The sequence below is a fragment of the Kitasatospora sp. NPDC059408 genome, from assembly GCF_042751525.1.
In the GTDB taxonomy this organism is placed as follows: Bacteria; Actinomycetota; Actinomycetes; order Streptomycetales; family Streptomycetaceae; genus Kitasatospora.
On record NZ_JBHYWI010000001.1, the window covers coordinates 82,723 to 101,567 of the forward strand.

The following is an 18,845-nucleotide window of genomic DNA, read 5'->3' on the forward strand; positions in this document are numbered from 1 at the left end:
GGCCGCGGCCGCCCGCACGGCCCCCAGGGCCGGGTGGTTTGCGTGCCTCAAACGCCCCTGCATTAGTGACCCGGGCGCGAGCCGTGGGACTTGGGGGGGGGACGCGTCAACGCGTCCCACCCCCAAGGACTTCGGCGGTCAGACCAGGTCGACGCCCGGGTAGAGCGGGAAGGGCGCGAGCAGGTCGGCGGCGCGCTTGGCGATGCCGTCGCGGACGGCGGCGTCCAGGACGTACTGGGCCTTCGACGGGGCGCCGTTGGCGGTCGTGGTGGGGGTCGTGGCGCGTAGCACGGTGTCGATGAGGCCCGCGATCTCGTCCATCTCGGCGGCGCCGAGGCCGCGGGTGGTGAGCGCGGGGGTGCCGAGGCGGACGCCGGAGGTGTACCAGGCGCCGTTCGGGTCCTGCGGGACGGAGTTGCGGTTGGTGACGACGCCCGCGTCCAGGAGCGCCGCCTCGGCCTGGCGGCCGGTCAGGCCGTGGCCGGAGACGTCGGCGAGGACCAGGTGGTTGTCCGTGCCGCCGGTGACGAGCGTGCCGCCGCGGCGCAGCAGGCCCTCGGCGAGCGCCTGCGCGTTGTCGACGACGGCCTGGGCGTAGGCCCGGAACTCGGGGCGGCGGGCCTCGGCGAACGCGACCGCCTTGGCAGCCATGACGTGCGAGAGCGGGCCGCCGAGGACCAGCGGGCAGCCGCGGTCGACGTGTTCGGCGAGCTCGGCGGTGGACAGCACCATGCCGCCGCGCGGGCCGCGCAGCGACTTGTGGGTGGTCGTGGTGACGATGTGGGCGTGCGGCACCGGGTCGAAGTCGCCGGTGAACACCTTGCCCGCGACGAGGCCCGCGAAGTGCGCCATGTCGACCATGAGCGTCGCGCCGACCTCGTCCGCGATCTCGCGCATCCGGCGGAAGTCCACGCGCCGCGGGTAGGCGGAGTACCCGGCCACCAGGATGAGCGGGCGGAACTCGCGGGCCGTCTCGCGCAGCGCGTCGTAGTCGATCAGGCCGGTCGCCGGGTCGGTGCCGTAGCTGCGCTGCTCGAACATCTTGCCCGAGATGTTGGGCCGGAAGCCGTGGGTGAGGTGGCCGCCGGTGTCCAGGGACATGCCGAGCATCCGCTGGTTGCCGAGCTCGTGGCGCAGCCGCGCCCAGTCCTGCTCGGTGAGGTCGTTGACGTTGCGGACCGCGGCGCGCTCCAGGGCCGGGCTCTCGACGCGCTGGGAGAGGACGGCCCAGAAGGCGGTCAGGTTGGCGTCGATGCCGGAGTGCGGCTGGACGTAGGCGTGGTCGGCGCCGAACAGGGCGCGGGCGTGCTCGGCGGCGACGGTCTCGACGGTGTCGACGTTGCGGCAGCCGGCGTAGAAGCGGCGCCCGGCGGTGCCCTCGGCGTACTTGTCGCTGAGCCAGTTGCCCATGGCGAGCAGGACGGCCGGGGAGGCGTAGTTCTCGCTGGCGATCAGCTTGAGGGAGGCGCGCTGGTCCTCGATCTCCCGGCCGATGGCGGCGGCGATGCGCGGTTCGACGCCCGCGACGACGTCGAGGGCGCTGCGGAAGGCGGTGTTCGCGGCGGCGTCGGCGGCGGTGTGGGGCTGCGGAAGGGGCTGGTGCTCGGACTCGGGCTGGTGCCGGGGCTCGGGCTGAAGCTCGGGCTGGGGCTGGGGCTGGGCGGCCATGGCGGTCTCCTGGTGGGGATGCGGACGGCCCAGGCGCTCGGCAACTGCACGTGACAGGGCACGGAGCCGCTTCCCGATGGTTGATTCCATCCCTACGCGCCAGTCGCGGCCCACCCGGATCGTACCAATACCCGCAGGGGTGTGGCGCAGATCTCAGAATGCGGGACAGGGAGGGTGCTTTGGGGGCTTTTGCCCGTTCTCCCGCGACGAGCGTGTTGCGGCGCCGTGAAGCCGTCACACCGGCCGAAACAATGCGCAACACATCGGCTCGAAGTGATTTGCCCGAGGTCCATCGCATCCGATCTGATGGCATTGCGCCGGCCGCCGGGAAACCCCCGGAGGCGGCTCGGAAATACACGTCATCGCACCCTCACCCCAAAGGGCGGCGGAGAATTCGGGAGTACGCCTCGCATGGCCATCGTCGAAACAGTCGCGGCACCTGATTCCGCCGTCCGGCCGGCCCCGGACGGTCCGGTCCGCCGGATCCTGCGCGACCGGGTCGGCGCCACCGCCCTCGCCGTCGTCCTGCTGTTCCTGCTCCTCGCCCTCGCCACCCCGCTGATCGCCGCCCTGTACGGGAAGAACCCGGCCGAGCACTACGGCCAGAACGCTCCGGGCCTGCTCAGCGACGGCGGACTGCCCGTGCTGGCGAACGGCGGCATCTCCGGCGACTTCTGGTTCGGCCTGGAGCCGGGCCTCGGCCGGGACGTGTTCACCCAGCTGCTGTACGGCATCCGCACCTCGCTGCTGATCGCCTTCGCGTCCGCCGCCGTGACGACCGCGCTCGGCGTGCTGGCCGGTGTCGCGGTCGGCTACCTCGGCGGAATCGCGGACCGCCTGTTCGGTTTCCTCGCGAACGTGCTGCTCGCCTTTCCGACCCTGCTCCTGCTGCTCGCGCTCAGCCCGGTCATCCAGTCGAGGCTGGTCGATCCGGGCGCCGCGGAACCGGAATGGATGCAGTTCCTGGTGCTGATCCTGGTATTCGCCGCGTTCGGCTGGATTCCGCTCGCGCTTTCCCTCCGGGCCACCGTGCGCTCGCTGCGGGAACGGGATTTCGTGCAATCCGCCCGCGCCCAGGGGGCGAGCGGTTTCCACGTCGTCGTCCGGGAATTGCTGCCGAACGTCCGCTCGCAACTGCTGGTGCACGTGACGATGGCGGTGCCGGCGATCGTCGCCTCGGAGGCGGTGCTGTCGTTCCTCGGGGTCGGGATCACCGAGCCCGTCCCGGACTGGGGCCGGATGATCGCCCGCGGCGCCGAGGTGTTCCGGGCCGACCCGACGTACATGGTCTTCCCCGGCGTGGCACTGCTGCTCTTCGTCCTCGCCTTCAACCTGCTCGGCGACGCCGTCCGGGACTCCCTGGACCCGCGGTCGGGCCGGCGCTGATCCGGCGATTCGCCGCCTGGACCTCGCCCCGTTTTCCCCGTTCGTTCGTCTGATGACCCCGCCCGTCGGGGCAAGGAGAGATTCGCCATGCGCTGGACCCGCAGGACCGGTCCGTCCCTCGCCGTCGTCGCCACCGCCCTCCTCGCGACCTCCTGCTCGGCCGGCGCGGGCGCGGGTTCCACCGCGAACCCGGCCGCCGCCAAGGAGACCTCCCCGCTGACCGCCGCGCTCGGCGGCGAGCAGGAGAGCGCCGGCCCCGCCCCGGCCGTGCCCGGCGCCCGCAAGGGCGGGACGGTCAACGTGTACAACAGCGTCGAGTTCCGCCACCTCGACCCGCAGAAGGTGTACGCGGGCGCCGCGTACAACGCCTCGCTGCTCTGGGGGCGTCAACTGACGCAGTACCAGGTCGTCGACGGCAAGGCCAAGCTGGTCGGCGACCTCGCCACCGACACCGGCACCTCCGCCGACGGCGGCCGCACCTGGACCTACCGCCTCAAGGACGGCGTCGCCTGGGAGGACGGCAAGCCGATCACCGCCCAGGACGTCAAGTACGGCATCGAGCGCACCTTCGGCAAGGGCTACGAGGTCGGCCCGCCGTACTGGCCCCAGTGGCTCACCGGCGAGGCGAGCTACGAGGACGCGCGCAAGAAGTACGCCGGCCCCCAGGACGGCGACCTCGCCGCCATCGAGACGCCCGACGAGCGCACCGTCGTCTTCCACTTCCCGCAGCCGCAGGCCGACGTGCCGTACATGGCCGCGCAGTCCTCGTCCTCGCCGGTGCGCCGCGACAAGGACACCGGCACCGACTACGACCGGCTGCCGTTCGCCACCGGCCCCTACCGGATCGCCGAACACGTCCAGAACACCCGCATGGTGCTGGAGCGCAACCCGTACTGGAAGGCCGAGACCGACCCCGTCCGCAGCCAGTACCCGGACCGGTTCGTCTTCACCTACGGCAAGGAGGCGCTCAACATCAACCAGGAGATCCTCTCCGGCCGCGACGGCGGCGCCGACGCCACCACCGCCTCCGACGAGCTCTCCCCCGAGCTGTACCGGACCGCCGACACCGACCCCAAGGCCAAGGACCTCGTCGTCTCCGGCCGCCAGGGCGCCTTCGTCACCCAGCTCGTGATCAACAACGAGCGCGTGCCGGACGTCGAGGTCCGCAAGGCCCTGCACCTCGCCTACCCGCGCCAGCAGGCCCGCCAGGTCCAGGGCGGCTCCCGCATCGGCGAACTCGCCACCACGCTCAGCTCGCCCGCCCTGATCGACTGGCAGAAGTACGACCTCTACCCGGCCCGGCCCGAGGGCGACCCGGACGCCGCCAAGGCCCAACTCGCCAAGGCCAAGCAGCCACCCGCGAGCCTCACCTACGGCTACAAGAACACGCCGGACGGCCAGCGCGTCGCGCAGGTGCTCGTCGACGGCTTCGCCAGGGCCGGGATCACCGTCGTACCCAAGCCGATCGACCCCAAGGCCTTCCTCGACGAGGTGCACCGCGCCGACTCCCCGTACGACCTGTACGAGGAGACCTCGTCCGTCGACTGGCCGACCCCGTCCACGCTCGTCCCCTTCGCCTTCGACGGCCGCGCCGGCAACGACCTCAACAGCGCGCGCTACCGCAACCCGGCGGTCGACAAGGAGATCGACCGGATCAACGGGATCGGCGAGCCGCGCGCCAAGGCGAAGGAGCTGTACGCGCTGGAGCAGACCGTCATGAAGGACGTGCCGGTGCTGCCGTTCGCCTACCCGACCGCCAACCAGCTGCGCGGCGGCAACGTCGGCGGGGCGTTCATCCACCCGATCTACGGGACGGTCGGGCTCGCCTGGCTGTACCTGAAGTCCTGATCCGGCCAGGCCTGGTCCGGTCCGGTTCGGTCCGGTTCGGTTCGGTTTGATTCGGACAGATCGGGCCGGGCCGAGCCGGCAGTTCGAGGCTCACTTCGAGGTTTCAAGGTTCCGACGATGTTCTCCTTCGCCCTGCGGCGGGCCCTCCAGGCCCTCGCCGTGCTCGCCGCGGTCTCCGCCGCCGCCTTCGCCCTGTTCTACGCCGCACCCGCCGACCCGGCCCGCGCCGCCTGCGGACCGCGCTGCGACGGCGCCCAGGTGGCGGCGGTCCGCGCGAGCATGGGCCTGGACCGGCCGCTGCTCACCCAGTACACCGACTACCTGACCGGGATCGTCGCCGGGCGGGACGTCGGCGACGTCGACGGCTCGGTCATCCGCTGCTCCGCGCCCTGCCTCGGCTACTCCTACCGGCTGCACCAGCCCGTCACCGAGGCCCTCGCCGACCACCTGCCCGTCACCCTCTCGCTCACCGCCGGCGCGCTCGCCGTGCTCGTGGTGCTCGGGCTCGGCACCGGGTTCGTCTCCGCGCTGCGGCACGGGACGCGCACGGACCGGCTGCTCTCCGGGTTCACGCTCGTCGGCGCCAGCGTGCAGATCTACTTCCTCGGGTACGTCGCGCAGTGGGCGCTCGTCTACTCGACCGGCCTGCTCCCGCTGCCGTCGTACACCCCGCCGGCCACCGACCCCGCCGCCTGGGCGGGCGGGATGCTGCTGCCCTGGCTCGTCCTCGGCTTCGTCAACTCGGCCGTCTTCGCCCGGCTCTCGCGCTCACAGCTACTGGAGACGATGGGCGAGGAGTACGTCCGCACCGCGCGCGCCAAGGGCCTCGGCCGGCTGCGCGCCCACCTCAAGTACACGTCGCGCGGCGCGGCCGGACCGCTCGTGCAGCTGCTCGGGCTGGAGACCGGGGCGCTGCTGGGCGGGGCGGTCATCACCGAGACGGTGTTCGGGCTCAACGGCGTCGGGCGGTTCGCGGCGGAGGCGGTGGAGGGGCAGGACCTGCCCGCCGTCGTCGGGGCGGTGCTGCTCGCCGCGTGCTTCGTCGTCCTGTTCGTCGCGCTGGCCGACGTGGTGGTGGCCTGGCTCGATCCGCGCGTCCGGCTGGCTTGAGGCCCGCCCGCTGCCCGCCGTCCGCCGTCCGCCGTCCGCCGCCTGCCTCCGCTATCCGCCGTCCGAAGGGAGTTGTTGTTCAATGTCGTCCGGAGTCAATGTGCCGTCCACGGAACCCGTGCTGAGCGTCCGCGACCTGTCCGTCACCTTCGCCGATCCGCGCGGCGGCCCGCCGGTCGCCGCCGTCCGGGGGCTCTCGTTCGACCTCGCCCGGGGTGAAGTCCTCGGCCTGGTCGGCGAGTCGGGCTCCGGCAAGTCCGCGACCGGGCTCGCCGTGCTCGGCCTGCACGATCCGCGGACCACCACCGTCACCGGCTCGATCCGGCTGGACGGCCGGGAGTTGGTGGGCGCCGACGAGTCGGTCCTGCGCGGGGTGCGCGGCGGCCGGATCGCGCTGGTCTTCCAGGACGCGCTCACCTCGCTGAGCCCGTTCCACGGCGTCGGCGCCCAACTCGCCGAGATGTACCGGCTGCACCACCCCGGCGCCGGTCGCGCCGAGGCCCGGCGACGGGCGGTCGCGATGCTCGACCGGGTCGGCATCCCGGCCGGCCGGGCCCGCGACCACCCGCACCGGTTCTCGGGCGGCATGCGCCAGCGGGTGATGATCGCCATGGCGCTGATGAACGACCCCGAGGTGCTCATCGCCGACGAGCCGACCACCGCCCTCGACGCCCGCGTCCAACAGCAAGTTCTCTACCTCCTGGGCGACTTGCAGCGCGAGCACGGCACGGCCGTGCTCCTGGTCAGCCACGACCTCGGCGTCGTCGCCGGGACGACGGACCGCACCCTCGTCCTGCGCGGGGGCCTCCCGGTCGAGTCCGCGCCCACCGCCCGACTGCTGGCCGATCCACAAGAGCCCTACACCCGCGCACTGGTGGGAGCGGCACTCACGCTGGACTCCGCACCAGGCGCCCAGCTTCCGACTGTTGACGATCCGTCATCTATCAGGACGTTCGGGGCGCGGGTGACGGACCGGCTGCGCGATCCGGCGCGCTGGCTCGTCGAAGTGGACGACCTCGCCGTCCACTTCCCCGGACGCCGCCGCTTCCCCGGTGGGCGCACCGAGACCGTCAAGGCCGTCGACGGCGTCGGGCTGCGCATCGCCCCCGGGGAGACCGTCGGCCTCGTCGGCGAGTCCGGCTCCGGCAAGTCCACCACCTCGCGCGTCCTCGCCGGGCTCCAGCGACCCACCGGCGGGCGCGTCGCGTACGACGGCCGGGTGATCCACGACGACTCCGGCACCGCCCGGCCCGACCACGCGCTGCGGCGCCGGCTCAGCCGCGAGGTCCAGCTCGTATTCCAGGACCCGTACGCCTCGCTCAACCCGCGCCGCACCGTCGCCCGGACCCTCGACACCCCGCTGCGCCTGCACACCACGCTCACGGCCGCCGGGCGGCGCGAACGCTCCGCCGAACTGCTCGAACAGGTCGGCCTGTCCGGCGACCACCTCGACCGCTACCCGCACGAGTTCTCCGGCGGGCAGCGCCAGCGGATCGGCATCGCGCGGGCGCTCGCCCCGCAGCCGCGGCTGATCATCGCGGACGAACCGGTCTCCGCGCTCGACGTGTCCGTCCAGGCGCAGGTGCTCAACCTGCTGATGGAGCTGCGCGAACGACTCGGCGTCGCTTTCCTGTTCGTCTCGCACGACCTCGCCGTCGTCCGGCACTTCTGCGACCGGGTCGCCGTGATGCACCGGGGACGGCTGGTCGAGTCCGCCGACCGCGACCGGCTGTTCGCCGCGCCGCACACGGACTACACGCGCGAGCTGCTGGCCGCCGTGCCCGGGACGAACGCGCGTGCGGCGCCCGGGGCGGATGCGCGCACGGCGTCCGTTGCGGGTACGCGTACGACGTCCGGAGGGGCCGCCGTCGGCGGCGGCTGAAGCTCCAGGTCGGCCGCGAGGAGGGCGTACAGCTCCATGTCGCGGCGCTCGCCGGCGATCGTCCGGTGGGCGCGGAGCAGGCCCTCGCGCCGGAAGCCGGCCCGCTCGGCCGCCCGCAGCGAGCCGGTGTTCCACGGCTCGATGTGCAGCTCCAGCCGGGCCAGCCCGGCCTCGCGCAGCGCCCAGTCCGCGACCGTGCGCAGGGCGTGGCCGGCCACGCCCAGGCCGCGGGCCGAGGCCGCCGTCCAGTAGCCGATCGTGGCCCGGCCGTCGCCCTGCGGGAACAGCCCGACGAAGCCGACGGCCCGCTCGTCGACGCGGCGCGCGACGGCGAACGGGTAGGCGCCGCCGGCCGCCGCCTTGGACCACTGCCGCTCGACGAAGGCCCGCGCGGCGTCGGCGTCGTAGCGGGCCGGGACGGTCGTCACCAGCGGGATGTACGGGTCCGCGGCGGCCTCGCGGAGCACGTCGGCGTCGCTGAGCCGCCACGGGCGCAGGTCGAACGGGCCGGCGGAGAGCGTTGGCACGGACAGGGGGCTGCGGTCCATGCTCGAAGCCTGTCACGAACGACCCGGGAGACCCACCCAATATGTCCGCCGCCGAGCCCCCGTCCCTGTCTTCGCCCCCGTCCCCGCTGTCCGCCGCGCACCGGGAGCTCGTCGACGCCGCCGAGGACGTCGCCCGCCGCTTCGCCCGCGCGGACAACCACACCGTCGCCGCGGCCGCCCGCAACGCCGACGGTCGGATCGTCACGGCCCTCAACGCCTACCACTTCACCGGCGGGCCCTGCGCCGAGCTCGCCCTCATCGGCTCGGCGGCCGGCCAGGGCGCCTACGACCTCACCGCGATCGTCGCGGTCGGCGACGAGGGGCGGGGCGTCATCCCGCCCTGCGGCCGGTGCCGCCAGGTGCTGCTCGACTACTTCCCCGGCATCGAGGTGCTCGTCGGCCGCGGGCCGGCCCTGCGGGCCGTCCGGGTTCGCGACCTCCTCCCCGACGCGTACGTCTCGGCGGACCACCAGGACTGAGCGGGCGCCTTTCGGCGCCCTCGCGCCCCCGCCGTTCGGACCGGATGCGGCTGCGAGGCCTCCGTCCGGGGGCTGACGCCCGTGGTCCGTCCGCCCTGGGAGAGTTCACCGACCCCGTTGGGCGCGGACCCGTGCGGGAGCAGGCTCTGGGCGGACGGGGGCATCGATGGGCGGACGACCCGCAGTGCGGTGGCCGCAGGTGGGGGTGTGCCTGGCCGCGATGGCGCTCGCGGGCGGGGCGGCGGGGAGCTGGCAGTTGTTCCAGCGGGACCTGCCCTGCCAGGGTGACGGGCCGCCGTGGCTGGTCCCGGCGCTCGGGGCGGTCGGGCTGGGGCTCCTCGGGGCCGTCGCGGCGGCGCTCTCGTGGGTGGCCGGCTGGTGGCGGTACTCCCGGCGGGCCCGAGCCGCGCTGTGGTCGCTCGCGGTGTTCGCGGTGCTGTGCGGGATCGGGATGGTGCTGCTGGGGCGCACGTGGCCGTCGTCGTGGTCGTGCGAGTGAGCCGGGGGCGTGCGGACGGGCTGTCGTGGTGCGTGTGAGCAGTCGTCGTGCGAGTGCGCTGTCGTGGTGCGAATGAGCCGGAGAAGTGCGCGCGGGTCGATGACGGCGCGCGGTCGGCGCTGTGGATCGGTCGGGCCACCGTTCGACTGCGTGGCCGTGGCCGAAAGCGCTGGCGTGCTGGCGTCGTGCTCCGGCAAGATCTGCGGCACGCCCGGCAGACGTCGTCAACCGGGTCCGTCAACCGGGGTCCATCAAGCGGACTCCACCGGCAGGGATCGCCAACCGAGGGGACACATGTCCGACGATCTGCTCATCGCGAAGATCAATCACGGGTTCCGGTACCTCGACGCCGACGGCGACGGGCTGATCACCGAGCGGGACCACGTCCTCATGGGCCACTCGGTCGCCCGTTCGCTCGGCCACCAGGAGGGTTCGGAGGCGGAGGCGGTCATCGTCCGCGCCTACCTGACGATCTGGCACGACCTCCACCTCGCCCACCTCCCGGCCGACACCGAGTCGATCACCAGGGAGCAGTTCGTCCGCTCGACGGGCGCCCTGGCCGACGACCCGGAGTCCGCCCGCACCAGCCTCGGGGCGCTCGCCGAGGCCTTCCTCGCCGTGGCCGACGCCGACCGCAGCGGCACGGTCGACGCGGGCGAGTTCTTCGTCTTCCAGCGCGGCCACTTCGTCGGCCTCTCGCGCGACGACGCCGACGAGGCCTTCCGGCGGCTCGACCGCGACGGCGACGGCACGCTCTCCGCCGAGGAGTTCACCACCGCCATCATCGAGTTCTGGACCAGCCGCGACCCCGAGGCCCCCGGCAACTGGTGGACGGGCACCCCGCCGCACGCGCTCTGACCCCGACTCCCCCGCCGGGACGTCGCGTTCGGCCCGTCAGGCCTCCGGAACGGTCCGCTCGACGAGGGTGTCGACCAGCGCCCAGCCAGGCCGTCGGAGCCCAACGCCTCGGGCAGCGCCGCGCCTTGTCCGTCGACTCGGACCGGCGGCGTCGTCCTCACTTACGAGTTGGTTTCCGACTGGCGCTCACCACCAGGCACACGCCCGCCACCACGATCGCCCCGCCCGCGAGGGTCGGGCCCGTCAGCGGCTCGGACAGGATCAGCCAACCGAGGAGCACGGCGACGACCGGGTTCACGTAGGCGTACGTCGAGACCAGCGTCAGCGGCGCGTTCCGCAGCAGCCACGCGTACGCGGTGAAGGCGAGCAGCGAACCGAACAGCACCAGGTACGCGAGCGCGAACCAGGACCGGCCGGAGACCGCGGCGACGTCCAGCCCGTGCGCCTCGCCGCGCACGAGGCCGACGAGCAGGTCGCCGAGGCCGCCCGCCAGCATCTGGTAGGCGCTCGCGGCGAGCACGTTGCCCGGCATCGGCAGGCGCTTGCTGACGAACGAACCGCCCGCCCAGGTCAGCGTGGCGCAGATGATCACGATCACGCCGAGCGGCGCGATGTCCCCGCCGAACGCGGGGGCGGACAGCACCCCGAGACCGACGAGGCCGAGCAGCACGCCGGCCAGCTCGGCGGGCCGGGGCCGCTCGCCGCCGAACGCCGTCAGCAGCACCATCCAGAGCGGGACGGCCGCGACCAGCAGGGCGGCCAGACCGGACGGGACCGAGCGCTCGCCCAGCACGACGAGGCCGTTGCCGCCGGTCAGCAGGAGCACGCCCACCAGCGCCGAGGAGGCCAGCCGGCGCGCACTCACCCGCAGGCCGGCCGGGCCGCTCCGGACCAGCAGGAACCCGGCGAGCAGCAGGCCCGCGGTCAGGAACCGGGCGGCGGCGGAGAGGAAGGACGGCATCGTCTCGACCGAGATCCGGATCGCCAGGTAGGTGGAGCCCCAGACGACGTAGACGACGCCGAGCGCCAGCCACACCGCACCACTGAGCCGGGCCGGGCGGGGAGGGGCAGCGGGATCCGGGGCAGCGGGATCCGGGGAGGCGGAGCCCGTGGAGGCCGAGTCCGGGGCGGCCGAGTCCGGGGCGGCGACCGGCGCCGGTGAGGCCGGGCCTGGAGAGGCTTCGCCGTCGGTGTCCTCGGCGGAGGCTTCGGGCGATGGGGAGGAGGCGGGCGCTGTCACGGGTGTCCCCCTTGGACGGTGCTGGCAGAACATCCGATATGACACCGCATCGGCGGGCCCGCACGCCAGTGGGTATCACCAGTCGGGCACGAGGACGTACGGTGGGCGCCCCCGGACGAGAGGTCGAACCCGTGTCTGATCAGCGCCCGTCCGACGAGTCGCTTCCGTTCTTCGTCTACGGCACCCTGCGCAGCGACGGCCACAACCACGCCGTACACCTGGCGGGCCGCTGCGCCGACATCCGGCCGGCGGTCCTGGAGGGCGCCGCCCTCCACGACGGTCCCGGGTTCCCGTGGGCGGTGCCGGACCCGACGCCCGGGCGCCGGATCGTGGGTGAGCTCGTCACCGTCCGCCCGGGCGCGTACGCGGGCGCGCTCGCGGACCTGGACCGGCTGGAGGAGTGCCGGGCCGACGGGGCGGGACTGTACGTACGGCAGCGGCGGACGGTGCGGACGGCGTCGGGTGAGACGCGAGAGGCGTGGGTGTACTTGGCCGGGCCGACGGCGGCGGCGGAACTGCGGGCGCGGCCGGCGCTGATCGCCTCGGGGGACTGGGCGGAGCGGTGACAGGGCGAGGGGGCGCGGGGGCCGCGAACGACTTTCGGCGAACAGATGACAGATAACAGATTTCGAAATCTGTTATCTGTTCGCTGAAAGTCGTCCCCCGTCCGCCGTCACCCGTCGCCCGCCCTGATCCTCCGCCAAACCGCCAGGTAGGCTGCCCCGGCTACGTCCGTTTCCCCCTCCCGCCTCACGGCCCACCGAACGACGAGGAGCCACCCGGTGCCCGAGCTGCCACCCCCGATCACCGTCGTCGGGATCGGGGCCGACGGCTGGCCCGGCCTCGCCGCCACCTCCCGCGCCGCCCTCCACGCGGCCGAGGTCGTCATCGGCGGCCCCCGGCAGCTGGACCTCCTCCCCCACGACGAGGTGCCCGCCGACCGCGTCTCCTGGCCGTCCCCGCTGCGCCCCGCCGTCCCCGGGCTGCTCGCCGCCCACACCGGCCGCCGCATCGCCGTCCTCGCCAGCGGCGACCCGATGTTCTACGGCATCGGCCGCACCCTCGCCGAGACGGTCGGCGCCGAACGGCTCCGCGTCCTGCCCCACCCCTCCTCCGTCTCCCACGCGTGCGCCCGCCTCGGCTGGCCCCTGGAGGCCACCGAGGTGGTCAGCCTCGTCGGCCGCCCGCTGGACACCCTCGCCCTGGCCCTCCACCCCGGCCGCCGCCTGCTCGTGCTCAGCGCCGACGCCGCCACCCCGGCGGCCGTCGCCGCGTTGCTCACCGCCCGCGGTTACGGCGCCGCCCGCCTCCGGGTGCTCGAACAGCTCGGCTCCCCCGCCGAACGGCACCTCGACGGCCCGGCGGACGGCTGGCCGCACCCGCCCGGCGACCCGCTGAACGTCATCGCGGTCGACCTCGGCGCCGGCCCCCGCACCTCCCTCGTCCCCGGCCTGCCCGACGCCGCGTACGAGAGCGACGGCCAGCTCACCAAGCGCCACGTCCGCGCCGCGACCCTCGCCGCCCTCGCGCCCGCCCCCGGCGAGCTGCTCTGGGACGTCGGCGGCGGCTCCGGCTCGATCGCCATCGAGTGGCTGCGCGCCCACCGCGACTGCCGGGCCGTCACCGTCGAGCGCGACCCCGTCCGGGCCGGGCGCATCACCCGCAACGCCGCCGCGCTGGGCGTCCCCCGGCTGCGCGTCGTCACCGGCCGGGCTCCTGCCGCACTCGCGGAACTCCCCACCCCTGACGCCGTGTTCATCGGCGGCGGCCTCACCGCGCCCGGCCTGCTGGAGAGTTGCTGGGCCGCCCTGGCGCCCGGCGGCCGGCTGGTCGCCAACACGGTGACACTGGAATCCGAGGCGCTGCTCACCGACTGGTACCGGCGCCACGGCGGCGAGCTCGTCAAGCTCGCCGTCGCCCACGCCGTCCCGGTCGGCGGGTTCACCGGATGGCGGCAGGCCATGCCGGTCACCCAGTGGTCCGCCGTCAAGCCCAACACCCCCCAGGAGGACGCCTCGTGACCGTCTACTTCATCGGAGCCGGCCCGGGCGCCGCCGACCTGATCACCCTGCGCGGCCAGCGGATCCTCGCCCGCGCCGAGGTCTGCCTCTACGCCGGCAGCCTGGTGCCGCGCGAGCTCCTCGACGAGTGCCCGGCCGGCGCCCGGCTGATCGACACCGCGCAGCTCAACCTCGACCAGATCGTCACCGAGCTGGTCCGCGCCCACGAGGCCGGGCAGGACGTGGCCCGCCTGCACTCCGGCGACCCGTCCGTCTTCTCCGCGGTCGCCGAGCAGATGCGCCGCCTCGACGCGGCCGGCGTCCCGTACGAGGTGGTCCCGGGCGTGCCGGCCTTCGCGGCCGCGGCGGCCGCGCTGAAGCGGGAGCTGACCGTGCCGACGGTCGGCCAGACCGTCATCCTCACCCGGATCGCCAAGCGCGCCACGCCCATGCCGGAGGGCGAGGACCTGGCGACCCTCGGGCGCAGCGGCGCCCTGCTGGTGCTGCACCTGGCCGCCGGCTACATCGACGACGTCGTCGAGCAGCTGCTTCCGCACTACGGCGCCGAATGCCCCACCGCCGTCGTCGCGATGGCCAGCCGCCCGGACGAACTGGTGCTGCGCGGCACACTCGCCGACATCGCGGAGCAGGTGAAGGCGGCCGGCGTGGTCCGCACTGCGGTGATCATCGTCGGACGGACCCTCGCCGCCGAGCAGTTCCGCGACAGCCACCTCTACTCGGCGGACCGCGAGCGCCCGCACGAGCCCTGCGGGGCGTGACCCGGTGGTCCGCCACGTCCTGATCCTCGGCGGCACGACCGAGGGCCGGTCCCTCGCCGCCGTACTCGCCGGGGACCCGCACCTGCGCGTGACCAGTTCGCTGGCCGGCCGGGTGGCTCAACCCCGGCTCCCCGTGGGAGAGGTCAGGATCGGCGGCTTCGGCGGTCCGGACGGCCTGGCGGCCTGGCTGCGCGCCGAGCGCGTGGCCGCCGTGGTGGACGCCACCCACCCGTTCGCCGCCGGCATGTCCCGCAACGCCGCCCTCGCGGCCGCCGCCACCGGCGTGCCGCTGCTGGCGCTGCGACGGCCCGGCTGGTCACCGGCCGACGGAGACCGCTGGCACCCCGTCCCCTCGCTCGCCGCGGCGGCCGAGGCCTTGCCCACCCTCGGGCGGCGCGTGTTCCTCACCACCGGGCGGCAGGGCATCGGCACCTTCGCGCACCTCGACGGACTGCACTTCGTGGCCCGCTCGGTCGACCCGCCCGAGCCGCCGTTGCCGCCCTCGCTCGAAGTCCTGCTGGACCGGGGCCCGTTCACGCTGGACGGCGAACGCGCGCTGCTGCGCGAGCACCGGATCGACGTCCTCGTCACCAAGGACAGCGGCGGCGCGGCCACCGCCCCCAAGCTCACCGCCGCGCGCGAACTCGGCCTGCCCGTGGTCGTCGTGGAGCGCCCGCCGCTGCCCGACGGCGTCCCGGTCGCGCCGGACGTCCCCGGCGCGGTCCGCTGGCTGGCCACGACGGCCGGTTCCTTGGGCGAACTCGCCTAGCCTGCGGGCGTGTCCGGTCGGCCCTCCCGGTAACTCGCTTGCGCCGCAGCATCGTTGGACACCCCGGGCCGCTGCGGCGGAGAGGTCCGCCCGCGTCGCCGGATCCCCGTGCCCATTGATCGACGAGCGCCGCCCGCCGAACGGGAAGGACCACGGAACCACGCATGGGGACCCGCCAGAAGGAGCGCGACACCCCGGGCCCCTCGGCCCCCTGGAACGAGATCACGCCCGGGCTCTGGATGGGCGGGCACTACTGGACCCCACCCGGCGGTGATCTCGAACTCGCCATCGTGGGATACGAGTTCGACGTGGTCGTCAGCCTGTTCGCGCTGCCGGGGCACGGGCCCGCCCCGCATGTGGAGCACGTCGTCCGGGCGGTGCCGGACGATGTGCTCTCCGCCGCCCAGATCCGGGCCGTCCAGGACGCGGTCGCGCTCACCGCGCAGGCCGTCCGCCGGGGCCGCCGGACCCTCGTGCGCTGCCACTCCGGCTACAACCGCTCCGGCCTCGTGGTGGCGGGCGCCCTCGCGCTCCTCGGGCACGACACCGACCGGGCCATCGGACTGGTCCGGGAACGGCGTTCGCCCTGGGCACTGAACAACCCGGTGTTCGTGGAGTACCTGAACACCGGGCTGGACGTGGCCCTGCTGCTGTCCGGCCTCGACGGGGCGACCTCCTGACGGACAGCCAGGAGATCGGCGCCGGCCGTCAGATGTCGCGGAAGGTCTCGATCTGCGCGCCGATCGAGTTGAGGCGCTCGGCGAGGTCCTCGTAACCGCGGTTGATGACATAGACGTTGCGCAGCACGGAGGTGCCCTGCGCGGCGAGCATCGCGAGGAGGATGACCACCGCGGGCCGCAGCGCGGGCGGGCACATCATCTCGGCGGCGCGCCAGCGGGTCGGGCCCTGGACGAGGACGCGGTGCGGGTCGAGGAGCTTGACGTCCGCGCCGAGCCTGGTCAGCTCGGTGAGGTAGATCGCGCGGTTGTCGTAGACCCAGTCGTGGATCATCGTCGTGCCGTGCGCCGCCGCGGCGATCGCGGCGAAGAACGGCACGTTGTCGATGTTGATGCCCGGGAACGGCATCGGGTGGATGGTGTCGATCGGCGCGGTCAGCTTGGACGGGCGCACGGTGAGGTCGACCAGCCGGGTGTGACCGTTGTGGGCCCGGTACTCCGGGGTCCGGTCGTAGTCCAGGCCCATGCCCTCCAGCACGGCGAGCTCGATCTCCAGGAACTCGATCGGCACCCGGCGGATCGTCAGCTCGGAGGAGGTGACGACGGCGGCGGCGAGCAGGCTCATCGCCTCCACCGGGTCCTCGGCCGGGGTGTAGTCGACGTCGCAGGTGATCTCCGGGACGCCGTGCACGGTGAGGGTGGTGGTGCCGATGCCCTCGATCTTCACGCCGAGCTTCTCCAGGAAGAAGCACAGGTCCTGGGCCATGTAGTTGGGCGAGGCGTTGCGGATGACGCTCACGCCGTCGTGGCGGGCCGCGGCCAGCAGCGCGTTCTCGGTGACGGTGTCCCCGCGCTCGGTCAGCACGATCGGACGGTCCAGCGGGACGCCCGGCTCGACCGAGGCGTGGTAGGCGCCGCCGGTGGTGGCGACCTCCAGGCCGAAGCGGCGCAGCGCGGTCAGGTGCGGCTGGACGGTGCGGGTGCCGAGGTCGCAGCCGCCCGCGTACGGGATGGCGAAGTGCTCGGCGCGGTGCATCAGCGGGCCGAGGAACATCAGCACGCTGCGGGTGCGGCGGGCGGCCTCGACGTCCATCGCGGCGAGGTCGAGCTCGGCCGGCGGGGTGAGTTCGAGGTCGCGGCCCTCGTTGATCCAGCGGCTCTTGACGCCGATGCTGGTGAGCACCTCGAGGATGCGGTAGACCTCCTCGATCCGGGCGACGCTGCGGATCGTGGTGCGGCCGGTGGTGAGGAGCGAGGCGCAGAGGATCGCGACGCAGGCGTTCTTGCTGCTGCGGACGTCGATCGCGCCGGAGAGGCGGGTGCCGCCGGCGACGCGCAGGTGCATCGGGCCGGAGTAGCCGAGGGAGACGATCTCGCTGTCGAGGGCTTCGCCGATGCGGGCGATCATCTCAAGGCTGACGTTCTGCTTGCCCTGTTCGATGCGGTTGACCGCGCTCTGGCTGGTGCCGAGGGCCTCGCCGAGCTGCGCCTGGGACCAGCCGCGGTGCTGGCGCGCGGTACGGATGAGGGTGCCGATACGGGTGAGGTAGTCGCCTGTCACCCGGCAGACCATATCTCACGCTTGAGATGGCGACAGAATCAGGGGGCGAATCCTTGCTCCATTTGTCCGTTTCTCGCCCCGTATGGGCGTCAGATCTTCACATCACCATGAGATATTGCTGAGCTTTCCACGCATTCCTGGGAGTTCACCCGACTGAACCCGTGGGGCCCGGGAAGTACGGCCGCCGCGCCTCACGGCCCGAGCGGTTCCGCCCGTCCGACGATGGTGCCCGCGCGGTCGATGCAGATGACGTCCACCGCCACCGGGGAGCCGACGAGCACGCCGAGCGCCGTCGCCCGGGCCGCCTCGGCGACCAGGTCCCCCAGCGGCACGCCCGCCGCCCGGCACAACTGCACCGCCTCCAGGCCCGTGTTGGCGGCGGCCACCGCCGCGGCCAGGGCCTCGTCCGCGCCGCCGCGCCGGGCCAGGTCCGCGAGGTATCCCTTGTCCACCTGCGAGCGCGCCGAGTGCAGGTCGAGGTGGCCGGCCGCGAGCTTGGACAGCTTGGCGAAGCCGCCCGCGATGGTCAGCCTCGGCACCGGGTGGCGCTTGAGGTACTTGAGGACGGCGCCGGCGAAGTCGCCCATGTCGAGCAGCGCGTCCTCGGGCAGTCCGTGCACGGCGACCGCGACCTTCTCCGACGTCGAGCCGGTGCACCCCGCCACGTGCGTGCGGCCCGCCGCGCGCGCCACGTCCACGCCGCGGCGGATCGAGTCGATCCAGGCCGAGCAGGAGTAGGGAACGACGATGCCGGTCGTGCCCAGGATGGACAGGCCGCCGAGGATCCCCAGGCGGGGGTTCCAGGTGGAGCGGGCGATCTCCTCGCCGTGGTCGACGGAGACCTCGACGACGACGTCCCCCGTCCCACCGTGCTCGGCGGCCACCTCGGCGACGGCGTCGCGGATCATCTGCCTCGGCACCGGGTTGATGGCGGGCTCGCCGACGGGCAGCGGCAGACCGGCCTTGGTGACCGTCCCGACCCCGGGACCGGCCCGGAACACCACCCCGGCGCCGGGCTCGCCGGCCCGCACCGTCGCACGGATGAGGGCGCCGTGCGTCACATCGGGGTCGTCGCCGGCGTCCTTGACCACGCCGGCCATGGCGCTCGGACCGTCCGGACCGTTCTGGGAGCCCGGGTGCCGACCGGGGGCGGCCGAGCCGTTCGCCGGCCCGAGCTCCTCCGCGGCCAGGGCGAACGCGGGCTGCTGCCCCTTGGGGAGGGTGATGGTCACCGGGTCCGGGAACTCGCCGGTGAGCAGCGCCGTGTACGCGGCCTTGGCGGCGGCGGTGGCGCAGGCGCCCGTCGTCCAGCCGTGCCGCAGGCCGCTGCTCTTCAGCTGCCCGGCCCGGCCTCCCGGTTCGGCCACGTCCGCCTCGCTCGCTGTCTCGGTCGCCGTCGTGGCCGCTGCTCCCGTCGCCGCACCGATTGCTGCACGGACCGCCGTCCCCGGCCGCGCCACCGGTCATCACTCCGGCCGCCGCCCCGGGACGGCCGCAACGGCCTCCGGTGCCGATTTTCCCCCATGGACCCGGCCGGACGG

At 73.8% G+C, this 18,845-nt stretch carries 16 protein-coding genes, 1 pseudogene and 1 riboswitch; of the genes and pseudogenes, 12 read left to right on the plus strand and 5 right to left on the minus strand.

Features of this window, described 5'->3' with window-relative positions:
- Positions 1–138 precede the first annotated feature (138 nt).
- Entirely contained in the window at positions 139–1,668 is a 1,530-nt protein-coding gene (locus ACFXDE_RS00365; protein ID WP_380489253.1) for a glycine hydroxymethyltransferase, read from the minus strand.
- Positions 1,669–1,688: 20 nt separating this feature from the next.
- Positions 1,689–1,785, minus strand: a riboswitch (ZMP/ZTP riboswitch).
- A 294-nt stretch (positions 1,786–2,079) separates the two neighbouring features.
- Between ACFXDE_RS00365 and ACFXDE_RS00370 the strand changes: the two genes are divergently transcribed.
- The 4 genes from ACFXDE_RS00370 to ACFXDE_RS00385 all read left to right on the plus strand — a co-directional run bounded on the left by ACFXDE_RS00370 (position 2,080) and on the right by ACFXDE_RS00385 (position 7,894).
- Positions 2,080–3,054 carry an ABC transporter permease gene (locus ACFXDE_RS00370; RefSeq protein WP_380489255.1) on the plus strand — a complete coding sequence of 325 codons (975 nt, stop codon included), beginning with the start codon at positions 2,080–2,082 and terminating at the stop codon, positions 3,052–3,054.
- An 87-nt stretch (positions 3,055–3,141) separates the two neighbouring features.
- Positions 3,142–4,902 carry an ABC transporter substrate-binding protein gene (locus tag ACFXDE_RS00375; protein WP_380489257.1) on the plus strand — a complete coding sequence of 587 codons (1,761 nt, stop codon included), beginning with the start codon at positions 3,142–3,144 and terminating at the stop codon, positions 4,900–4,902.
- A gap of 117 nt (positions 4,903–5,019) precedes the next feature.
- Positions 5,020–6,012, plus strand: coding sequence for an ABC transporter permease (locus ACFXDE_RS00380; protein WP_380489259.1), 993 nt, complete (start codon positions 5,020–5,022; stop codon positions 6,010–6,012).
- Between the two features lie 82 nt (positions 6,013–6,094).
- On the plus strand, positions 6,095–7,894 hold the full coding sequence (locus ACFXDE_RS00385) for a dipeptide ABC transporter ATP-binding protein (RefSeq protein ID WP_380489261.1): 1,800 nt from the start codon (positions 6,095–6,097) through the stop codon (positions 7,892–7,894).
- Positions 7,895–7,995: 101 nt separating this feature from the next.
- Here the strand turns inward: ACFXDE_RS00385 and ACFXDE_RS00390 are convergent.
- A pseudogene (locus tag ACFXDE_RS00390) lies at positions 7,996–8,442 on the minus strand (GNAT family N-acetyltransferase); the annotation flags it as partial.
- A gap of 41 nt (positions 8,443–8,483) precedes the next feature.
- On the opposite strand from ACFXDE_RS00390, the gene ACFXDE_RS00395 reads away from it, so the two are divergent.
- From ACFXDE_RS00395 to ACFXDE_RS00405, 3 genes are all read left to right on the plus strand, one after another.
- Positions 8,484–8,921 (plus strand): cytidine deaminase family protein, encoded by a 438-nt coding sequence (locus ACFXDE_RS00395; protein ID WP_380489263.1) that lies wholly within the window; start codon positions 8,484–8,486, stop codon positions 8,919–8,921.
- A gap of 166 nt (positions 8,922–9,087) precedes the next feature.
- Positions 9,088–9,420, plus strand: coding sequence for a hypothetical protein (locus ACFXDE_RS00400; protein ID WP_380489265.1), 333 nt, complete (start codon positions 9,088–9,090; stop codon positions 9,418–9,420).
- A gap of 294 nt (positions 9,421–9,714) precedes the next feature.
- The gene (locus ACFXDE_RS00405; RefSeq protein WP_380489267.1) at positions 9,715–10,278 is read left to right on the plus strand and encodes an EF-hand domain-containing protein; all 564 of its coding nucleotides are present in this window, start codon (positions 9,715–9,717) and stop codon (positions 10,276–10,278) included.
- 157 nt (positions 10,279–10,435) lie between these two features.
- On the opposite strand, the gene ACFXDE_RS00410 is transcribed toward ACFXDE_RS00405, so the two are convergent.
- Positions 10,436–11,518, minus strand: coding sequence for an EamA family transporter (locus tag ACFXDE_RS00410; protein WP_380489269.1), 1,083 nt, complete (start codon positions 11,516–11,518; stop codon positions 10,436–10,438).
- A 131-nt stretch (positions 11,519–11,649) separates the two neighbouring features.
- Here ACFXDE_RS00410 and ACFXDE_RS00415 point away from each other — a divergent pair, with 131 nt between their 5' ends.
- The 5 genes from ACFXDE_RS00415 to ACFXDE_RS00435 all read left to right on the plus strand — a co-directional run bounded on the left by ACFXDE_RS00415 (position 11,650) and on the right by ACFXDE_RS00435 (position 15,746).
- The gene (locus tag ACFXDE_RS00415) at positions 11,650–12,084 is read left to right on the plus strand and encodes a gamma-glutamylcyclotransferase family protein (protein WP_380447672.1); all 435 of its coding nucleotides are present in this window, start codon (positions 11,650–11,652) and stop codon (positions 12,082–12,084) included.
- 216 nt (positions 12,085–12,300) lie between these two features.
- Complete coding sequence (cbiE, locus tag ACFXDE_RS00420) at positions 12,301–13,539, plus strand: precorrin-6y C5,15-methyltransferase (decarboxylating) subunit CbiE (protein WP_380489271.1); 1,239 nt, start codon at positions 12,301–12,303, stop codon at positions 13,537–13,539.
- Positions 13,536–14,297: a precorrin-4 C(11)-methyltransferase gene (gene cobM, locus ACFXDE_RS00425; protein ID WP_380489274.1), complete on the plus strand. Its 762-nt coding sequence runs from the start codon at positions 13,536–13,538 to the stop codon at positions 14,295–14,297. Before cbiE ends, cobM begins: the two co-directional genes overlap by 4 nt.
- Positions 14,298–14,301: 4 nt before the next feature.
- Complete coding sequence (locus tag ACFXDE_RS00430; protein WP_380489276.1) at positions 14,302–15,066, plus strand: cobalt-precorrin-6A reductase; 765 nt, start codon at positions 14,302–14,304, stop codon at positions 15,064–15,066.
- 164 nt (positions 15,067–15,230) lie between these two features.
- Positions 15,231–15,746, plus strand: coding sequence for a protein phosphatase (locus tag ACFXDE_RS00435; RefSeq protein WP_380489279.1), 516 nt, complete (start codon positions 15,231–15,233; stop codon positions 15,744–15,746).
- A 28-nt stretch (positions 15,747–15,774) separates the two neighbouring features.
- Here ACFXDE_RS00435 and ACFXDE_RS00440 read toward each other — a convergent pair whose 3' ends face one another.
- Positions 15,775–17,304, minus strand: a complete 1,530-nt coding sequence (locus ACFXDE_RS00440) for a UDP-N-acetylglucosamine 1-carboxyvinyltransferase (RefSeq protein ID WP_380489281.1) — start codon at positions 17,302–17,304, stop codon at positions 15,775–15,777.
- A 191-nt stretch (positions 17,305–17,495) separates the two neighbouring features.
- Positions 17,496–18,671: a cobalt-precorrin-5B (C(1))-methyltransferase gene (locus ACFXDE_RS00445; protein WP_380489284.1), complete on the minus strand. Its 1,176-nt coding sequence runs from the start codon at positions 18,669–18,671 to the stop codon at positions 17,496–17,498.
- Positions 18,672–18,845: the final 174 nt, after the last annotated feature.

Bases quoted from the DNA above. Each gene is read 5' to 3' on its own strand.
- ACFXDE_RS00365 (WP_380489253.1), bottom strand. From the start codon at position 1,668: ATGGCCGCCCAGCCCCAGCCCCAGCCCGAGCTTCAGCCCGAGCCCCGG.
- ACFXDE_RS00370 (WP_380489255.1), top strand. From the start codon at position 2,080: ATGGCCATCGTCGAAACAGTCGCGGCACCTGATTCCGCCGTCCGGCCG.
- ACFXDE_RS00375 (WP_380489257.1), top strand. From the start codon at position 3,142: ATGCGCTGGACCCGCAGGACCGGTCCGTCCCTCGCCGTCGTCGCCACC.
- ACFXDE_RS00380 (WP_380489259.1), top strand. From the start codon at position 5,020: ATGTTCTCCTTCGCCCTGCGGCGGGCCCTCCAGGCCCTCGCCGTGCTC.
- ACFXDE_RS00385 (WP_380489261.1), top strand. From the start codon at position 6,095: ATGTCGTCCGGAGTCAATGTGCCGTCCACGGAACCCGTGCTGAGCGTC.
- ACFXDE_RS00395 (WP_380489263.1), top strand. From the start codon at position 8,484: ATGTCCGCCGCCGAGCCCCCGTCCCTGTCTTCGCCCCCGTCCCCGCTG.
- ACFXDE_RS00400 (WP_380489265.1), top strand. From the start codon at position 9,088: ATGGGCGGACGACCCGCAGTGCGGTGGCCGCAGGTGGGGGTGTGCCTG.
- ACFXDE_RS00405 (WP_380489267.1), top strand. From the start codon at position 9,715: ATGTCCGACGATCTGCTCATCGCGAAGATCAATCACGGGTTCCGGTAC.
- ACFXDE_RS00435 (WP_380489279.1), top strand. From the start codon at position 15,231: ATGGGGACCCGCCAGAAGGAGCGCGACACCCCGGGCCCCTCGGCCCCC.